The following is a 17,782-nucleotide window of genomic DNA, read 5'->3' as shown; positions in this document are numbered from 1 at the left end:
GTTGACTTCGAAAATACACCAGAAGAGATTTTAAAAAGAATAACTACCGGTGCGGCACTTGCTATTACCGGAATATTAACTGAAAGTAAAGGAGCCGGACAAAAGGTTGAGATTCAAGTATTAAAATTAGATATTTTAGGAGATTCAGATGCCGAAAAATATCCGATGCAACCCAAAAAACACTCCCTTGAGTTTCTTAGAGAAAATGCTCATTTAAGAATTCGAACCAATGCTTTTGGAGCTATCATGCGAGTTCGTTCTACATTGGCATTTGCCGTACATCAATATTTTCAAGAAAAAGGCTTTTTCTATGTAAATACCCCCATCATTACCGGAAGTGATGCCGAAGGAGCCGGTGAAATGTTTAAAGTTACAGCATTACCATTTGACAATACTCCCCGAACCGAGGAAGGAAAAATAAATTACAAAGAAGATTTTTTTGGAAAAGAAACAAATCTAACCGTTTCCGGTCAATTAGAAGCCGAAACGTATGCCATGGCATTAGGACAAGTTTACACATTTGGACCTACATTTAGAGCCGAAAACTCTAATACTTCACGCCATTTGGCTGAATTTTGGATGATTGAACCGGAAGTAGCTTTTAATGATTTAGCTGCCAATATGGATTTGGCTGAAGATTTTATTAAATACGTCATCAAATACACCTTAAATAAACACCAAGACGATTTAAAATTTTTGGAACAACGCTTGCTTGATGAAGAAAAAAACAAACCTCAGGCAGAACGCAGTGAAATGACTCTCCTTGAAAAATTAAATTTTGTTTTAGAAAATAATTTCAAGAGAGTTTCATATACAGAAGCCATTGAAATTTTACGGGATTCAACACCTAATAAAAAGAAAAAGTTTCAATATTTAATTGACGAATGGGGAGCCGATTTGCAAAGTGAGCACGAACGCTTTTTGGTTGAAAAACATTTCAAATGTCCGGTAATTTTGTTTGATTATCCCGCCAAAATAAAAGCTTTCTATATGCGTTTAAATGAAGACGGAAAAACCGTAAGAGCTATGGATATTTTATTCCCGGGAATTGGTGAAATTGTGGGTGGGTCTCAACGTGAAGAACGTCATGAGGTTTTGATTGAAAAAATGAAAGCTTTAGGAATAGACGAAAAAGAACTTTGGTGGTATTTGGACACGAGAAGATTTGGAACAGCGGTTCACTCCGGATTTGGACTCGGATTTGAACGTTTGGTGCTGTTTGTAACCGGAATGACCAATATTCGAGATGTTATTCCGTTTCCAAGAACTCCTCAAAATGCAGAATTCTAAATTTGTTTCAAGTTTAAAGATTCGAGTTATTGAAGTTTCGGCAACTTGAAACTAAAAACCTTAAACTTTTAAACCAATTTTTATAATGTTAAAACAAAATCTACAATTTAAATTATCTCAAAAATTATCTCCTCAACAAATTCAGTTGATGAAACTTATTCAATTGCCTACACAAGCCTTTGAACAACGTTTGAAAGAGGAAATGAATGAAAATCCCGCATTAGAAGGCGGGAAAGAGGAGGATAATTATGAAGAAGATTTTGGCAAAGACGAGTTTGATGATTACGAAGATGATGATTACGAACACATTGATGCGGAAGACATTAACATTGATGAATACTTAAGCAACGACGAAACACCGGATTACAAACTTCAATCCAATAACTACAGTGATGATGATGAAGATCGAGAGGTTCCCTTTGCTGCACCTGTTACCTTTCATCAAGATTTAATCAATCAACTGAACACATTTATTCTTTCGGATGAAGAAAGAGAAATTGCCGAATTTTTAGTTGGTAGTATTGATGACATGGGTTACATCAGACGTTCTGTATCAGATATCGTTGATGATTTAGCTTTTACGCAAGGTATTTATACCGATGAATCAAGTGTAGAAAAGATTTTACATATCGTTCACGAACTTGAACCTTCGGGAGTTGGTGCACGAGATTTACAAGAATGTTTGCTTTTGCAACTCAAACACAAAACACCAACAGAATCTGTAGAATTGGCCCTAGATATAATTGCCAATCAATTTGAGCAATTTACAAAAAAACATTACGAGAAACTTTTACAAAAATATGGGGTTTCCCAAGAACAGCTTAAAAAAGCAATTGAAGAAATTGAAAAACTAAATCCTAAACCCGGTGGTGCTTTCACTGGAAACAGTAAAGTTGTAGAACATGTTGTCCCCGATTTTACCATTCGTATTGTAGAGGGTGAATTGGAGCTGTCTTTAAATGGAAGAAATGCACCGGAACTTCACGTTTCTAAGGATTACCAAGATATGTTGCAAACCTACAAGGATTCTAAAGATAAATCGAATGCCCAAAAAGATGCCGTACAGTTTATCAAACAAAAGCTCGATTCAGCCAAATGGTTTATAGATGCAATTAGGCAGCGTCAGGAAACCTTATTTGTAACCATGAATGCTATTATGCATTACCAAAGAGATTATTTTTTAGAAGGTGACGAAACACGACTAAAACCGATGATATTAAAAGACATTGCCGATATGATTGGTCTTGATATATCTACTGTTTCTAGAGTAGCCAACAGTAAATATGTGGAAACACCTTACGGAACAAAACTCATCAAAGAATTTTTTTCTGAAGCAATGAAAAACGATCAAGGCGAAGATGTATCTACAATTGAAATAAAAAAAATACTTCAAAATGTAATTGAAGAAGAAGATAAAAGAAAACCTTTACCAGACGATCAATTAGCCGAAATTTTAAAAGAAAAAGGATATCCTATAGCTCGAAGAACCGTAGCAAAATACAGAGAACAATTGGATATCCCGGTAGCTAGAATGCGTAAAAAAATATAACCAATTCGTATTGGAAACCCTATAATAACCCAAAAAAGTTGAAAAAAATACTTCCGCTTTTTTCCTATATTTTTCATCCGCTATTTATATCCTTATATGCGGCCGTATTCTATTTTTGGAGCTTTCAAGATTTTTATAATGCAACCGAAATATATGTTACTCTTATTCAAGTTACTATACTAACCTTATTAATTCCCATTTCTTTATTTTATCTTCTGATTACTTTGGGCAAAGTTGATTCGTTTATGATTCCTAATTTGCAACAGAGAAGAATCCCCTTATTGGTTAATTGTATCTTACTGTATCTTCTAACTGAAAAATCTATTACTTTGGATAGAGCTCCCGAATTATTTTATTTCTACTTTGGAGCTTTATTAAGTACGCTATTAGCTTTTATAGGATTATTGCTTAAGAAAAAAATAAGTTTGCATATGATTGGTATAAGTGCACTTAGTGTTTTTCTGTTCTTTTTAAGCTTATTAAGTCAAAACTTAGGAATTGAAATTGTGGCCTTCTTTTTAGCTTCGATAGGATTTGTGGCTTCGTCCAGATTGTCTATGCGTGCTCACTCTATTTCTGAATTGATTTGGGGATTCCTTGCCGGGGTTTTACCTCAAATCGCTCTGTTTTTTTGGCAATTATAGAATGTAAAATTGTAGACCCAAATGGAGTACAGACAACTCAAGTCTTTTTTCATTTAACTGAACCGAATTTTTAAACAACGGATTTAAACCGTAATAGGCATAAAAATTCCAAGTGTTATACCCTGTTGCTAAATATACCCCATATTGAAAAGAATTAAAATCCGAATTGTTTCTAATTTTCGTATTTCCTCCATTGGATACAAAACGGGAAGTGCTGGTAAGAAGGTAGCCCAATTTAACTCCGGTGTACAACCTAAAAAAACGATGACTATCAGGTGTTGAAGTTCGCCACCTTAACTCAATTGGAAGTTCAACTAAAAGTTGGGAAAAATTGTTTTTATCAAAAGAAATGTCATTAGGGATTAATTCATAATTAGTTTGCCCATTGATTTCTTGAATTAATAAATTTTGATGGTACGTTTGATACGAAATCCCCAATCCTGGAGCAATAGCGAAAGTTCTATTTGCATTTATAGGCATATCTCGTAAAAATCCAAAAGTTATTCCCGAAGAAAAAGAATTTGGAGATAACCCACTCGGTTTATTTTGCAATATATTGTAGCTAATACCCACATAAAATTGATCTTCACGGTATAAAGTATCGCGTTCCTTTTTATAATATAAAGAATCTTGAGCCAAAAGTGCTGATGAAAAAACAAGAAACAATAACAGGATTCTCATAGAAGTTCAATTAAAACATAAAATTACAAAAAAAGCCACGCAATGCGTGGCTTTGTGTATTTAAATTGACATATTAATCTACGACACTACCTTTGGTTGTCGTATAGTTAATTTTTAAAGCATCAATTTTTCTAAGCTCTTGTTTAATTTCGCCTACAAGACCCATTTTCACTTCTTTATCAACCTTTAGTGAAGTAGTTAATACTTTCTCTAATTCAGGATTACGGGCAGCTCTTTCTGCTAATACAAAGTTTCTAATTTCAGAAACATCAGAAAGTCTGTCGTTTAACTGTATACGAGCCCCTTCACCATACTTACTGCGGTATCTTTCGTGCGGTTTTCCGGCAAAAATAAACATAACCCTATCTTTCTTTTCCAATTTGGTCACCTGGTCTGCTTTGGGTAAAGAGTTTTGAATTAACAAGTCATTATCTCTTAAAACAGTAGCCACCATGAAAAAGAATAAAAGCATAAATACAATATCCGGTAAGGATGCTGTAGAAATCGCTGGTACATCACCACCTTTTTTCTTTTTAAATTTAGACATTTTTTTTTGGTTTAGGGTTAATTACGTTTAGGTTCAGCTTCTGATAACTTTTGTGGAAACAAAGTTTGAATATCTTTAATCAAAGGCTCAATTCTAGCACGTTGAGCTTCTTTAGTTTTTGGATCGTCAAACATAGCTTCAAGTTCTCTAAAAGTTTTTCCGTATCGAGCCAAACACTCTCTATCTCTAAGAAAATAATAAGCTGCTACTAATTCGTTTTGAACAGCTACATACGCCTCATAAGAAGTCTCTGCGTCATTTTGAAGAGAGATAATGGCTTTGTCCGGATTGTCAGACGAAGCAACATCACGAGCTCCTTTACAATAAGTACAGGAACCATCTCCACCATTATCCAAGAAATCTATTGCTGCTTGACGTAACTCTCTTAAATCCATCAATTTGTCTTCAACCAATAGCTGGTCATTACGATTAATCAAAACCGTAAAAATATTTTTTTCTTTAACCGGCGGTGGTTCTTGGTTAGTCTCATCTATAGGAGGTAACTTTCTACTAATACCTTGATCGGTTTGAATAGTTGTAGTCACCAAAAAGAAAATCAAGAGCAAAAAGGCAATATCAGCCATCGACCCCGCATTAACTTCTGGCGGTGCATCTCTGTGTTTTCTAGCCATTTTTTATTTTTTTATTCGATTATATCCTGTAAATAACATTAATGATATAGCAATCAACGCTAAAATATAAAATGCATTTAAACCTGTACTCACCATTTTAGAGGCAAATGAGGAAACCTCACCTCCATCCTTTAATGGTACAGGAGTACCGTCTGCTAATATAAAAGCAACTAAAATTACACCTAGAAAAGCACCAACACTAATTAGAGTTTTCTTAAGGTCTTTTGATGCTAAATTTTTTAATGTATATACTACTACCAATAAAATTGCTATAAAAAGTGTTAAATAGGCAACATATATAAAAGGACCAATCATACCACCTTCGGGTGTATCTGAAGCCATTATAGTTGCCAGAAACACAATAGAAATTATACTTAGGATAATAACTATTAATCTGGATAACTTATTTAAGTTCATACTAAGAGTTATTAAAAATTATTTTTTGTTTTTGTAATCTACAAGAATATCTACCAAGCTGATAGAAGCATCTTCCATATCGTTTACAATAGAGTCAATTTTTGCAATAATATAGTTATAAAAAACTTGTAGAACCATTGCTACAATAAGACCGAATACTGTAGTTAATAACGCTACTTTAATACCACCGGCAACCAAAGAAGCATCCATGTTACCCGCTGCTTCAATTTTATCAAAAGCCTGAATCATCCCGATTACAGTACCCATGAATCCTAACATTGGAGCAAGAGCGATAAACAATGAAATCCAAGAAACATTTTTCTCTAATTGACCCATTTGAACACCACCGTAAGATACAACTGCTTTTTCTGCAGATTCTACACCATGATCAATACGATCCAAACCTTGGTAGAAAATTGAAGCTACAGGACCGGCTGTGTTTCTACAAACTTCTTTAGCAGCATTTACACCACCTGATTGTAAAGCATCCTCAACATTTTTAATTAATTTTTTAGAATTGGTAGTAGAAAGATTTAGGTAAATGATTCTTTCAATGGCGATAGCCAAACCTAAAATCAAACACAACAATACAATTCCCATAAAACCAGGACCCCCTTGAATAAATCTTTCTTTTAATTCTTGAGTAAAAGAACGCTCAACGGCTGCAGTTTCATCATCCCCGGCTACAACTGTAGCTTCTTCTGATGTAGCTTCTGCCTGAGCTTCAACGGCTGGTTCTGCTGTTTGTGTAGAGTCTTGAGCTTGAATAGTACCAAACGTCATAAGACCTGTGATTGCTAAAATAGAAAATAATCTTTTCATTGCTTTTGTTCTTAATTTTAATTAGTTAATCAGGTTAAAGGTATAAATTTATTTTTAAAAATACACAATATTAAAATGAGCGGAGAGAAAGGGATTCGAACCCTTGATACCCTTTTGGAGTATACACACTTTCCAGGCGTGCTCCTTCGACCACTCGGACACCTCTCCAGCATTCTATCGAATGTATTTCAAGAGTGCCAAATAACAAAAAAAAACTCACTTGAAAAAATTTAATTTGTTATTTTTATGACAATTCTCCACGCAAAGAAGTTTCAAAAATGGTTTTGAACACTTTAGGTGAAATTTTTTGTCCCAGCAGATACATTAATTTGGCTATCGCAGCCTCTGTTGTTATGTCTTTCCCTGAGATTACTCCTATTTTTTTTAGAGTTGTACTGGTCTCATATTGCCCCATATTAACACTTCCCCCAGAACATTGCGTTACATTTATAACGTAAATTCCACTTTTTATTGCCTTTTTAAGTGCATTTATAAACCAAAGCTCTGTGGGAGCATTGCCCGAACCATAGGTTTCTAAGATTATCCCTTTCAAATTGGGTATACTTAACCAAGCTGTCAATATAGACTCATTCAAACCGGGAAACATTTTCAAAATGGCCACATCTGAGCTTAATTCTTTATGTACTTGTAATTTTTTGGCCACCCTAACAGCACTTAATGCTTCCGAATTTACTTTCAAATGCACCCCAGACTCGGCTAGTGGTGGAAAATTGGGAGAAGAAAACGCATTAAAATGTTCGGCATTTATCTTTGTTGTTCGGTTACCCCTATACAATTTGTATTCAAAATACAGACAAACTTCTCTAAAAACCGGTTTCCCTTTTTGTTGTAAAGAGGCTATTTGTATCGCGGTAATCAAATTCTCTTTGGCATCGGTACGCAAATCTCCTATTGGTAATTGCGATCCTGTAAGTACAATAGGCTTATTCAAATTTTCAAACATAAAACTCAAAGCCGATGCCGAATATGACATAGTATCCGAACCGTGTAAAATTACAAAACCATCAAAGTTGGAATAATTTTGCTCAATTATTTCAGCCATTTCTACCCACCTTTCGGGATTCATATTTGAAGAATCAATTGGTTTTTCAAACGAAAGTGTATCTATACTACAATCCAATTGTTTTAACTCGGGAATGCGTTGTAATAGCTTTTTGAAATTAAACGCTTTAAGTGCACCGGTTTCGAAATCTTTCATCATACCAATGGTACCTCCGGTGTAAAGCAACAATATTTTAGGGTTATTATGCATTCCCATATTTCAATTTATTAACTACCGGATTGGCATACATAGCCAAAAAACTTTCTACCATAGTTGCATTTGTCACATCTATTTTTAGTTCCAATCTTCTTTCAAAAAGTTGCTTTTCATTTTCGGTATACTCCGAAGAAAATTGGTTAGTTTGATTTAAAATATCAAAAGCTATGTAATTGGTTGGCCAAAGTTTATAAGAATTCAAAATAGAATCGTCTATAGCTTGAGCCAAACATTGAATTTGTTTATTCGAATTGTCTTCTTTTGCTTTTATGGCTTCAATTTCAGTATCCAAAACCGAACCTACATGTATATGTATTCTCTTTTTTTGTCCCATTATACCACTCAAAAGCGTAATAAAGTCTTCGTTTTTTTCTTTAATATACACCTCATTGTTTGCTTCGGCCATTAACTGCGGCATTTTTAGTGCATCTGTTGGGTCATATTCATAGGAAATAGAAACCGGAACAATTTTTATTTTCTTAAAATAATCCATTACCTGCGTCTCATCAGAACCCATGGCCAACATTTTTAAAACGCCTTGATGAGTTGCATCATTTCCGTCTTTCGTTCTTCCTTCGCGTTGGGCAATCCATACCGAGCGATTTTCCCTCAAAAGCAACTGAGCAATGTATTCGGCCATAAGTTTAGAGCTTTGCAACAACTCTCTTGGAGGCAAACCCCTTTGTACCAAAAAATTTCGATTGAGTTTGGACAATTTCAATAAAAAATCTTTTTTTACCAAATTATCTCCAATTGCCGAAGCGGTCATGACAAATCCGTGATCAAACAAGGAAACATTAAGTAATGAAGTATCCAAAATAATATCGCGATGATTGGATATAAACAGATAGGAAGTGTTTTTTTCTAATTTTTCAAAACCGGAAGTAGTTAACCCTTCTGAACTGCGTTGAAGTACTTTTTGAACCGATTGGTAAATGAAATTAACTTGAAAATCTCTAATGGAATGGGTTTTTAACAACTGCTCTACCCAAGTCGACTCTTCCATTTCCGGAAAAGTGAAATGCATTAAAGCTTTCATCATGGGATGATGAATCACCGATTTTATTCCGTCGTTAACTTCACTATCATAAAAAGGCCTTATGGCATCAAATTTTGACATCTATCTGTTATTTTAGATACACAAATGAACAAAAATTTTATGAATACTCAAGAGAAAATTGGTTTAAATGCCAAATACCTCTATTGAGTTTTCTGTGGTAATTCGTGCAATTTCCTCAACAGGTAATTGATACAACTGACCTAATTTATGGGCTATTATTTCCAAATAACTACTTTCATTTCGTTTTCCGCGATAGGGCACTGGAGCCAAATAGGGTGAATCGGTTTCCAGAACCAAATGCTTAAGGTCAATTTGATTTAAAAACCCATCAATTTGACCCTTCTTAAACGTAGAAACACCCCCGATACCTAACTTCATTTGATAGGAAATCGCTCGTTGGGCTTGATTGTAATCGCCGGTAAAACAATGAAATATTCCTCTTAGATGCTTGTCCTTTTCTGATTCCAAAACATCAAAAATCTCATCAAAAGAATCTCTGCAATGTATTACTATAGGTAATAGGTATTTTTTAGCCAATTGAATTTGATGTTTAAAAGCTTTCTTTTGGATTTCTAATGTGGATTTATCCCAATATAGGTCGATTCCAATTTCACCAACTGCCGCAAACTTACGCTGGGCTAGTTCATTTTCTACATGACGAAGTTCTTCTACATAATTTTCTTTTACATAACACGGATGAAGCCCCATCATCAAGTGAACTTGATTGGGGTAATTGTTTTCCAATTCATACATAGCTTGTGTACAAGAAGAATCTATAGCCGGTACAAAAAAACGAGTAACCCCTTTTGAAAAAGCTCTTTGCATCATCTCATCACGATCTGCATTAAACTCATCGGCATACAAATGGGTATGGGTATCTGTCAAAATCATGAGACAAAAGTAAAAAAAGAAAAGGTGTGTTTTCTAATGTTTCAAAGCAAAAAAATAAGCTTACTTTTGATACTCAAAAAAAACATGAAAAACTTACACGAAATATTAAAAAAATCCGGTTATAAAAAAATTCCTTTTAAAGTATCCAAAACACAACATCTTCTACTAAAGGCTAGTATTAACGGAATAAAAGGAAACTTTATCTTAGATACCGGTGCTTCAAACAGTTGTATTGGATTTGAAAATGTAGCCTATTTTAATGTAAAAGCCAAAGCCACCAATACCAAAGCTGCAGGTGCCGGTGCAACAGGAATGGACACACTAATTGGTAAAAACAACCATTTAAAACTAGGTCGGTGGGAATCTGATAAACTGCATTTGGTAATTTTTGATTTATCTCATGTAAATGAAGCCTTGACCCAATACAAAGCCAAACCGGTTCATGGAATTATAGGTGCTGATGTATTACTACAAGGAAAAGCCATCATTGATTATTACAATCATTATTTGTATTTGTTGAAATAATGGGAAAGTTGTATTGCAATTTCAATTTTGGCACTATATTTGAAAAAATTTTGAAACCCACTATTTTTTAACTAAATACAAAACAAAAAATGAAAAGAAACACTACTTTATTAGCATTTATGCTTTTGTTGTCCAGCTTGTCATTTGCACAAGTACAACCATTTGGACATTTAACTATTTTCTCTGAAGATGGAGATAAGTTTTTTCTGATTTTAAACGGCGAACGCATTAATGATGAGCCCCAAACGAATTTGAGAGTTGAAGAATTGGTTCAACCTTATTACAATGCAAAAATCATTTTTGAGGACAACACCAGAGCTGAGATTTCAAAAAATTTCCTTCAAATTGCAGATGCTGACGGTATTTTTATGGATGTAACCTACAAAATCAGAAGAGATAAAAACAATCCCAAAAAAATGAAGATGAACTTTTTCTCTATGATTCCGGTGGTAGATGGTTTTATTCCACCTGCCAATGTTCATGTGAGAAGATGGGGTCAGCCTGCACCTCCACCGCAAGTTGTGGTACAACAAACCGTTCCTACTGCTGTTGTGCAACAAACTACTACTACCACTACTACTACCGGAGGTGTTAATGCCGGAGTAAATATTGGCGGAGTTGGTGTTAATATTTCAATTAATGAACCGGTAATTACGGGAAGTACTACTATTACAGAAACAACCACTGTTACTACCGGTGGAACAGTAGTTGCTCAACCCAGACAGCCTAGAGAAGTAGTTGTAGTAGACAACAACCCAAGTTGTGTAAATAGAAGACCTATGAATCCTAATGATTTTAATGCAGCTTTACAAACGATTCGAAATCAAGGATTTGACGAATCCAGACTAAAAACCGCACAACAAGTGGCTCAAAACAATTGTTTGAATACCAATCAAATCATTGAAATTTGTAAAATATTCGGATTTGAAGAAACCAAATTAAGCTTTGCCAAATTTGCTTTTGATTCGTGTGTTGAGCCTAGAAACTATTTTAAATTGAATGATATTTTCTCATTCTCTTCCAGTGCAGATGAATTGAATGATTACATTTCAAGAAAATAACGTTTTTTTAAACCAAAATAAAAACCCCAAATCTTAGTATGATTTGGGGTTTTTTTATTGGGTTTGTTAATGTTATTGTTTTATAATCTTTATGGTTTTCGAATCGTTCATGGTATAAACTTTTACAATATAAGTGCCCGATGTTAAAGCAGCTACATCTATTGAAGTTTCATTTGCTTGGATAGGGATAGATTTTGAAATTACAATTTGTCCTAACACATTGTATATTGTTACTGAAGAAATCCCAGGTTCAAATGAAAGGTTTACAATATCGTTTACCGGATTGGGATAAAGCTTCAAATTTTTTATGGAAAATGATTCTGCAGTTAGAAATTGGGTTGTAAACGAACCTCCAGAGACCCAATCCGTTTGGGTGTTTCCACAAATAGATTTTACCCAAAAATAATAAGTAGTATTGGGTGTTAAATTATTTAAAACCGCAAAAGTATCTATTGTGGTTCCTGTAATTGCATTGGCAGAAAACGGATCATTGACAGTGCTGTAGGCATACATATACCCGTTACTTGGTTCAGGGGTTGGAGCAACCCAGGCAATATTTACCACTGTTGCCGATTCTGGATCAGTAAATAACTGTGTTGGAACGTTACACTCTGAAGCCGTTGTAAACGAACCACCATATGCCCAATCACTTTGACTTGTCACACAATTTGAAGCTACCCACCAATAATAGGTTGTATTGGGTAATAAATCAGTTAAGTCTGCAGAGGTAGAAAATGTGCTACCATCCATACCGCCAATAGTTGGATTCGTATTGTAAACAAACAAATAACCCCCGTTTGGTGCAGATGTAGAGGGTATCCAGCTAATTACAGCAGATGTAGAGGATAAAACTTCGCTTCCAAATTGAGTTGGAGTATTACAAGAAGTACTGTTTTCGCATTTAATAGAACGTATGCGATTGGTATTTTGTGAACCACAATTGGAATTAGTATGAAAAAAATACCTTACTACTCCGGTTGTAGTAGTTGAGTTCCAAACTAAGGGCGTAATTCCACTGGCTAAAACGGTTGTTCCTGACGCATTGGTAATGGTTATATAGTCTGTAGGAACAGAACTCGTAAAAGTATATTGTTTGTTTGAAAGCACATTAACATTACTGTATTCTCCGGCCCATGCTAATGAAGTAATTTGTTCAAAATTACCTGAACATGTAGGCGTAAATGTCGTATCTGGATACAATCCAAAGTTGGCCCCATTACAACTTAAAGCAGCGTTAGTAGTAAAACTACCACCGGAAACCCAAGCACTATATAATCCATTACAATTGGATCTTACCCAATAATAATAGGTCGTAGAAGCCAACAATCCGTTTGCATATCCCAAAAGATTTGCTAAACTAGTATAGGTGGGATTGGTTGTTGATAAAGGTGATGTGTTATTTGTACTTACGTAAATATCGTAAGAATTGGCAACAGGTGAAGGTGCGTTCCAAAATAATCTACATGAGTTTGAAGTTATATTAGAAACCGTTAAATTGGATGGCAAGCCACAATTGGCTGTAATAGTACATTGCATATATTTAATTCTATTCGTGTTTTGCGAACCACAATTAGAATTGGTATGTAAGTAATATCGAATTATTCCTGAGGTTGAACCCGAAGACCAACTCAAAGGTGTTAATCCACTGGCTAAAATACTATTGGAATCGTTAGTAATTGTTATAAAATCATTGGTATTGGAGCTTGAAAAAGTATACTGTTGATTTGCAGTTATACTAACATTTGAATATTCGCCGGCCCAAGCCGTTGAAGTAATGGTTTCAATCGAACCCGAACAAACCGGAGTAAAAGTAGCCGCAGGGAAAAGTCCGTAAGTTGCTGCATTACAGCCAGACAAACCATTAGTTACAAAATTAAGCACTAAAGACCAATTGCTCTTCTGAGCACCACAATTTGAACGAACCCAGCAATAATAGGAAGTTGCAGGTATTAAACCACCTGCTATGTTTACATTTGTTGAAGTCGACACATAGGTTGGTGTAGTATTTGCATTGGGAGTTGTATTGTTTGTAGACAAATACACTTCATAACCTGAGCTAGGTGCGGGCAAAGGTGCAGACCACCCAATTATACAAGAAGTAGTTCCCAAGTTGTAAACGGTTGTATTGGTTGGAGTATTACACGATGTAGTACTTTGAAGTGTATGAAAAAATCCTCCAAAAACCCATTGGGATTGCTCTTCACCACATACAGAAGCTATCCACCAATAGTAATCTGTATCCGGATTTAAATTGTCTAATGACAATGAAGTTGTAAAAGTAGCATCTTGAATTCCTCCAAATTGATTGACCGTATTGTAGCGAATTACATAACTATCAGGTGCAGGAACCGCAGGAATCCAATTGAGTGTTGCGGTTGTAGAGGCTACATTCTCACTCCAAAACTGTGTAGGAGCGTTACATCCAGATGCTGAATATGTGGTAAACGAACCCCCCGAAACCCAATTAGTTTGAGTATTTCCGCAATTTGATTTTACCCAAAAATAATACGTGGTACTAGGTGTTAAATTATTTAAAACTGCAAAAGTTTCCGTTGTAGTTCCTGTTATTGCATTGGCAGAAAATGGGTCGTTAACCGTACTGTAACTGTACACATATCCATTACTCGGAACGGGTGTTGGGGCTAACCAAGCAATATTTACAGTTGTTGGTGATTCTGGATCGAAGAACAACTGCATTGGTTCATTGCAACCTGAAGCAGGAGCCGTTGTAAACGAACCCCCAGAAGCCCAATTGGATTGCGTAGATCCACAATTAGATTTTACCCAAAAATAATAAGTGGTATTGGGTGATAAATTAGTTAAAACAGCAAAGGTATTTGTCGTGTTTCCTGTGATTGCATTGGCAGAAAACGGATCGTTCACAGTACTGTAACAATACACATAACCATTGCTTGGTGCTGGCGTTGGGGCTGACCATGCAATATTTACAGTTGTTGCCGATTCAGGATCGAAGAATAAACCTGAAGGCAATCCACAAATTACAGGAGTTGTACATCGAATCGATTTGATCCTATTAGTATTTTGGGTTCCACAATTAGAATTCGTATTCAAATGGTATCTAATTACTCCGGAGTTTGTGCCAGACAACCATGTTAATGGTGTCAAACCACTAGCTAAAACAGCTGTTCCTGTGGCATTAGTAATTGTAACAAAATCAGTGGAAACTGAACTCGTAAATGTATATTGTTTATTTGACACCACTTTCACATTAGAATATTCTCCAGCATAAGCATTTGTAACAATTTGTTCTGTACTTCCAGTACAAGCTGGAGTAAAAGTGGCATCAGGATATAATCCATAAATGGCACCATTGCAAATTAATGCCGGTGGTGTAGTAAAACTACCTCCAGAAATCCAAGCTCCTATTGTGGCTCCACAGTTAGAACGTATCCAATAGTAATAGGTAGTACCCGCTGCAAGATTTAAAGATAGCGAAGTAGTTAAATTTGTTGTACTGAATAAAGTAGGAGTAGAATTTGCATTGGGTGCGGTGTTGGTTGTAACGATATAAATATCATAATTGGAAGAAGGCACTGGTGATGCTGCAGTCCAAGTTAATTTACAAGAATTGGATGTTATATTAGAAACAACCAGATTTGAAGGAGGTGTGCAGTTTGATGCATCTGCACAACGAACATAACGAAGCCTATTCACTTGCTCACTAATACAACTAGAATTAGAATGCATGTAATAACGGACAACCCCTGTAATGTTCCCGGAATCCCATATAACAGGTTGTATACCGCTAGCATAGGTGACCGTTCCTGTTGCATTTGTAATTGTGACAAAATCCGTTGTCACTGAGCTCGAAAACGAATATTGTTTGTTGGCAATTACATTCACATTGCTGTATTCACCTGTCCAACTTTGGTTGGTTATTGTTTCATAGTTTCCACTACAATTTGGTGTAAAGGTAGTATTGGGAAACAATCCATTTACTGCAGAAGTACATTGGGCAACTGCATCAGGAATGAAGTACAATAATGCCAAAAGGCAAAATAAAGTAATTCTTTTTTTCATTTGTTTATTATTAATTGATTGATTTTGAATATTTATTTTAATTGCAAATCAAATCCCAAACTCCAAAATGATGGAGTTTGGGATTTTTAAGAAGTAAAACTAAAATTATCTTTTAATCATTTTTTTATTAAAGGTTTGACCTTCTGGTGTAGTTATTTTTAGTATATAGGTTCCTTTAGCCAATCCTTCAATATTTACCTCATTATTTGATATAGAAGCCGCTATTTGTCTTCCATTCAAATCAACTATTGTTATACTTTCTATGTCTTTATTAAAACGAATAACTGAAGTTGCCGGATTGGGAATAAAATAATAATTGTCTGCCATTTCATGAGGATTTACACTCAAAACGGATTCAATGTAAATTACATTCGTAAAGATTGGTCCCCAAACTCCTTGGCTGTCTTTGATACGAACACAGAATTTATGTAATCCGATTGGATTTACAATTGGAATAGCATCACCGATAAAATTTTCAAAAGAAGCATTAAAATTCCCGTCAAAAGCCAAAAGTGGTGTAGCACTTCCTTCTCCTGGATCGACATCCCAGAAATACTCTGCTTGGGTAAGACTTACAGGCAATGGAGTAGTAGTGCTTTCAACAGTAATAGTATTAGTAAATACTGGTCCCCAAACTCCTTGGTTGTCTTTCACACGGATGGAGAAATTATGCAGTCCAACGCTAGGTGCTCCTAAACCTGCAACAGCTACCTTTTCTAATGCACTGTTAAAATTGCCATCTACAGCTTGAAGCGGTGTTGCACTTCCTTCACCCGGATCGGTATCCCAGAAGTATTCTGCTTGCGTAAGTGTCATAGGGTTTGGAGTAGTAGTAGACTCCACAATTATGATATTAGTAAAAACGGGGCTCCAAACTCCTTGATTGTCTTTTACTCTTACACTAAACTTGTGTAAACCAACACTGGGAGCATTTAATCCACTCACCGCTATTTTCTCAAAAATGCTATTAAAATTTCCATCTACTGCGGTAATGGCGGTTCCGTTTCCTTCACCTGGATCGGTATCCCAAAAATATTCGGCTTGGCTTAACGATGACAATTGGGCAGAAGATAAGCTCATTGTCATAACAGCCAATAGACTATACATATATTTTTTCATCTTAGACTCAGGTATTATATTATTTAGAATAACCCGAACCCGTTGCATTCATCTCTGTAGTACCGGTATAAATCCTTCTTGGTGTTTTAAGGTAGTTCACTTGCGGTTTGTTTCCAACATTTGTTGGCCAATAGTTTGCCCAAGAATCAGAGCCACCAAAGTTACCACGATCATTTCTGCTTAAGTCAATATCAGCAAAATCATCTTCTGGGCTTCCTGTATTTGGAGCTAATCCATTTACAGTATAAGTGGTAGTATTTAATGAAATTGAGGCAGTAATGTTGTTGCCTGAATTAGTAATAGTAGGCATTGTAACCGAATAATTAGATATGTTGTAATACACATAACAGCTCACGCCACTTGCAGTTACTGGATAGAATGTACCAAAAGTTGGTCCTACATAATAAAAGACATTGTTTAATATTGAAATAAGACCCGTAAATCCTGCAGGTGAGCTTACTTGAATACTATTATTAGCATTCGAAGTATTTGTAGAAGAAATCACATTATTAATAATTTCATTGGTACTATTACTTTTCACGGCACTAATCGTTACAATACCAGTTCCGGCAAAATTATTCAATATCCTAAAATTGTAATTCTTTTGATTCATACTAATTGCAGTACCATTTGCTGAAAAAGCATTAGCAATTATTTCGATATCATCTGTAGAAGGATTAGTATCAATTGTTGGTGTGTTGATTGTAACAGAAGTTATTTTATTTCCGGTAATTCTTCCATGAGTCATTGTTATCGCTGTACCAATACATCCAGACATATTTAAAGTGGTATTAGCTACACCTGCATTTACACCTGCAGTTGTCGAATTAAACACATTAAGTGTGGTTCTTCCTCCGGTTGTATCTCCTGAAACGGTTATAGCATTAGTTCCAGATATTTGTAAATTGTTAATTGTTACAACTCTTCCTGCAGCTGGTGTAACGGTTATTGTTCCTTGCAAAATATATTTTGAGAAATTGATTTCAGAGACAAATGATAATGATTTGTCAATTGTCAAATTTTCAATAAAAGGAAGACTTCCTGCCTTTGGTCTAATGATTATACGATCGCCATCATTAGCCGCTGTTATAGCTGCACTAATTGTCGAGTAAGAACCACCAGCACCTAAATCTCTCACATATAAATCGGCAGCTGAAGCCATTGAGGTAAATAAACTTGCAATTGCAATAAAAAGTAATTGTTTTTTCATTGTTTTTTGATTTG

General features: G+C 35.3%; 16 protein-coding genes and 1 tRNA gene. 5 read left to right on the top strand and 12 right to left on the bottom strand.

What is annotated here, in order from left to right; genetic code table 11:
- From asnS to V7M80_RS04010, 3 genes are all read left to right on the top strand, one after another.
- Positions 1-1,290: asparagine--tRNA ligase (gene asnS, locus V7M80_RS04020; protein WP_333694195.1), on the top strand; the 1,290-nt coding region annotated here is incomplete at its 5' end.
- Between the two features lie 85 nt (positions 1,291-1,375).
- Positions 1,376-2,839 (top strand): RNA polymerase factor sigma-54, encoded by a 1,464-nt coding sequence (gene rpoN, locus V7M80_RS04015; RefSeq protein WP_333694194.1) that lies wholly within the window; start codon positions 1,376-1,378, stop codon positions 2,837-2,839.
- A gap of 38 nt (positions 2,840-2,877) precedes the next feature.
- Complete coding sequence (locus tag V7M80_RS04010; protein ID WP_333694193.1) at positions 2,878-3,483, top strand: hypothetical protein; 606 nt, start codon at positions 2,878-2,880, stop codon at positions 3,481-3,483.
- Here V7M80_RS04010 and V7M80_RS04005 read toward each other — a convergent pair.
- The 9 genes from V7M80_RS04005 to V7M80_RS03965 all read right to left on the bottom strand — a co-directional run bounded on the left by V7M80_RS04005 (position 3,478) and on the right by V7M80_RS03965 (position 9,812).
- Positions 3,478-4,164: a porin family protein gene (locus V7M80_RS04005; RefSeq protein WP_333694191.1), complete on the bottom strand. Its 687-nt coding sequence runs from the start codon at positions 4,162-4,164 to the stop codon at positions 3,478-3,480. The two genes, V7M80_RS04010 and V7M80_RS04005, sit on opposite strands and share 6 nt — an antisense overlap.
- A gap of 73 nt (positions 4,165-4,237) precedes the next feature.
- Positions 4,238-4,711: an ExbD/TolR family protein gene (locus V7M80_RS04000; RefSeq protein WP_333694190.1), complete on the bottom strand. Its 474-nt coding sequence runs from the start codon at positions 4,709-4,711 to the stop codon at positions 4,238-4,240.
- Positions 4,712-4,728: 17 nt separating this feature from the next.
- Positions 4,729-5,343, bottom strand: a complete 615-nt coding sequence (locus tag V7M80_RS03995) for an ExbD/TolR family protein (RefSeq protein ID WP_333694188.1) — start codon at positions 5,341-5,343, stop codon at positions 4,729-4,731.
- A gap of 3 nt (positions 5,344-5,346) precedes the next feature.
- Complete coding sequence (locus V7M80_RS03990; protein ID WP_333694186.1) at positions 5,347-5,760, bottom strand: hypothetical protein; 414 nt, start codon at positions 5,758-5,760, stop codon at positions 5,347-5,349.
- 18 nt (positions 5,761-5,778) lie between these two features.
- A complete protein-coding gene (locus V7M80_RS03985; protein ID WP_333694185.1) occupies positions 5,779-6,582 on the bottom strand; it encodes a MotA/TolQ/ExbB proton channel family protein in 804 nt (267 codons plus the stop codon).
- Between the two features lie 80 nt (positions 6,583-6,662).
- A tRNA-Ser gene (locus tag V7M80_RS03980) sits at positions 6,663-6,750 on the bottom strand.
- Positions 6,751-6,826: 76 nt separating this feature from the next.
- Positions 6,827-7,855, bottom strand: a complete 1,029-nt coding sequence (locus V7M80_RS03975) for an asparaginase (protein WP_333694184.1) — start codon at positions 7,853-7,855, stop codon at positions 6,827-6,829.
- Positions 7,848-8,981, bottom strand: coding sequence for a 1-acyl-sn-glycerol-3-phosphate acyltransferase (locus V7M80_RS03970; protein ID WP_333694182.1), 1,134 nt, complete (start codon positions 8,979-8,981; stop codon positions 7,848-7,850). Before V7M80_RS03970 ends, V7M80_RS03975 begins: the two co-directional genes overlap by 8 nt.
- 63 nt (positions 8,982-9,044) lie before the next feature.
- Positions 9,045-9,812, bottom strand: a complete 768-nt coding sequence (locus V7M80_RS03965) for a TatD family hydrolase (protein ID WP_333694180.1) — start codon at positions 9,810-9,812, stop codon at positions 9,045-9,047.
- A gap of 84 nt (positions 9,813-9,896) precedes the next feature.
- Between V7M80_RS03965 and V7M80_RS03960 the strand changes: the two genes are divergently transcribed.
- Both V7M80_RS03960 and V7M80_RS03955 read left to right on the top strand, forming a co-directional pair.
- A complete protein-coding gene (locus V7M80_RS03960; RefSeq protein ID WP_333694178.1) occupies positions 9,897-10,337 on the top strand; it encodes a retropepsin-like aspartic protease in 441 nt (146 codons plus the stop codon).
- An 89-nt stretch (positions 10,338-10,426) separates the two neighbouring features.
- Positions 10,427-11,398 carry a DUF4476 domain-containing protein gene (locus tag V7M80_RS03955; protein WP_333694177.1) on the top strand — a complete coding sequence of 324 codons (972 nt, stop codon included), beginning with the start codon at positions 10,427-10,429 and terminating at the stop codon, positions 11,396-11,398.
- Between the two features lie 72 nt (positions 11,399-11,470).
- On the opposite strand, the gene V7M80_RS03950 is transcribed toward V7M80_RS03955, so the two are convergent.
- From V7M80_RS03950 to V7M80_RS03940, 3 genes are all read right to left on the bottom strand, one after another.
- A complete protein-coding gene (locus V7M80_RS03950) occupies positions 11,471-15,439 on the bottom strand; it encodes a fibronectin type III domain-containing protein (protein WP_333694176.1) in 3,969 nt (1,322 codons plus the stop codon).
- Between the two features lie 105 nt (positions 15,440-15,544).
- Positions 15,545-16,558 (bottom strand): T9SS type A sorting domain-containing protein, encoded by a 1,014-nt coding sequence (locus tag V7M80_RS03945; RefSeq protein ID WP_333694175.1) that lies wholly within the window; start codon positions 16,556-16,558, stop codon positions 15,545-15,547.
- Between the two features lie 19 nt (positions 16,559-16,577).
- The gene (locus V7M80_RS03940) at positions 16,578-17,768 is read right to left on the bottom strand and encodes a hypothetical protein (protein WP_333694174.1); all 1,191 of its coding nucleotides are present in this window, start codon (positions 17,766-17,768) and stop codon (positions 16,578-16,580) included.
- Positions 17,769-17,782 lie beyond the last annotated feature (14 nt).

It is taken from the genome of Flavobacterium sp. (assembly GCF_036759525.1).
Taxonomy (GTDB): Bacteria; Bacteroidota; Bacteroidia; order Flavobacteriales; family Flavobacteriaceae; genus Flavobacterium.
The sequence above is the reverse complement of the archived record's forward strand: the minus strand, read 5'-3'. Positions and strand labels throughout refer to the sequence as shown.

Excerpts from the sequence above, each read along its gene's own strand:
- V7M80_RS03945 (WP_333694175.1), bottom strand. The coding sequence starts at position 16,558 with ATGAAAAAATATATGTATAGTCTATTGGCTGTTATGACAATGAGCTTA.
- V7M80_RS03995 (WP_333694188.1), bottom strand. The coding sequence starts at position 5,343 with ATGGCTAGAAAACACAGAGATGCACCGCCAGAAGTTAATGCGGGGTCG.
- rpoN (WP_333694194.1), top strand. The coding sequence starts at position 1,376 with ATGTTAAAACAAAATCTACAATTTAAATTATCTCAAAAATTATCTCCT.
- V7M80_RS04000 (WP_333694190.1), bottom strand. The coding sequence starts at position 4,711 with ATGTCTAAATTTAAAAAGAAAAAAGGTGGTGATGTACCAGCGATTTCT.
- V7M80_RS03955 (WP_333694177.1), top strand. The coding sequence starts at position 10,427 with ATGAAAAGAAACACTACTTTATTAGCATTTATGCTTTTGTTGTCCAGC.
- V7M80_RS03970 (WP_333694182.1), bottom strand. The coding sequence starts at position 8,981 with ATGTCAAAATTTGATGCCATAAGGCCTTTTTATGATAGTGAAGTTAAC.
- V7M80_RS04005 (WP_333694191.1), bottom strand. The coding sequence starts at position 4,164 with ATGAGAATCCTGTTATTGTTTCTTGTTTTTTCATCAGCACTTTTGGCT.
- V7M80_RS03940 (WP_333694174.1), bottom strand. The coding sequence starts at position 17,768 with ATGAAAAAACAATTACTTTTTATTGCAATTGCAAGTTTATTTACCTCA.
- V7M80_RS03950 (WP_333694176.1), bottom strand. The coding sequence starts at position 15,439 with ATGAAAAAAAGAATTACTTTATTTTGCCTTTTGGCATTATTGTACTTC.
- V7M80_RS03990 (WP_333694186.1), bottom strand. The coding sequence starts at position 5,760 with ATGAACTTAAATAAGTTATCCAGATTAATAGTTATTATCCTAAGTATA.
- V7M80_RS03985 (WP_333694185.1), bottom strand. The coding sequence starts at position 6,582 with ATGAAAAGATTATTTTCTATTTTAGCAATCACAGGTCTTATGACGTTT.
- V7M80_RS03975 (WP_333694184.1), bottom strand. The coding sequence starts at position 7,855 with ATGCATAATAACCCTAAAATATTGTTGCTTTACACCGGAGGTACCATT.
- V7M80_RS03960 (WP_333694178.1), top strand. The coding sequence starts at position 9,897 with ATGAAAAACTTACACGAAATATTAAAAAAATCCGGTTATAAAAAAATT.
- V7M80_RS03965 (WP_333694180.1), bottom strand. The coding sequence starts at position 9,812 with ATGATTTTGACAGATACCCATACCCATTTGTATGCCGATGAGTTTAAT.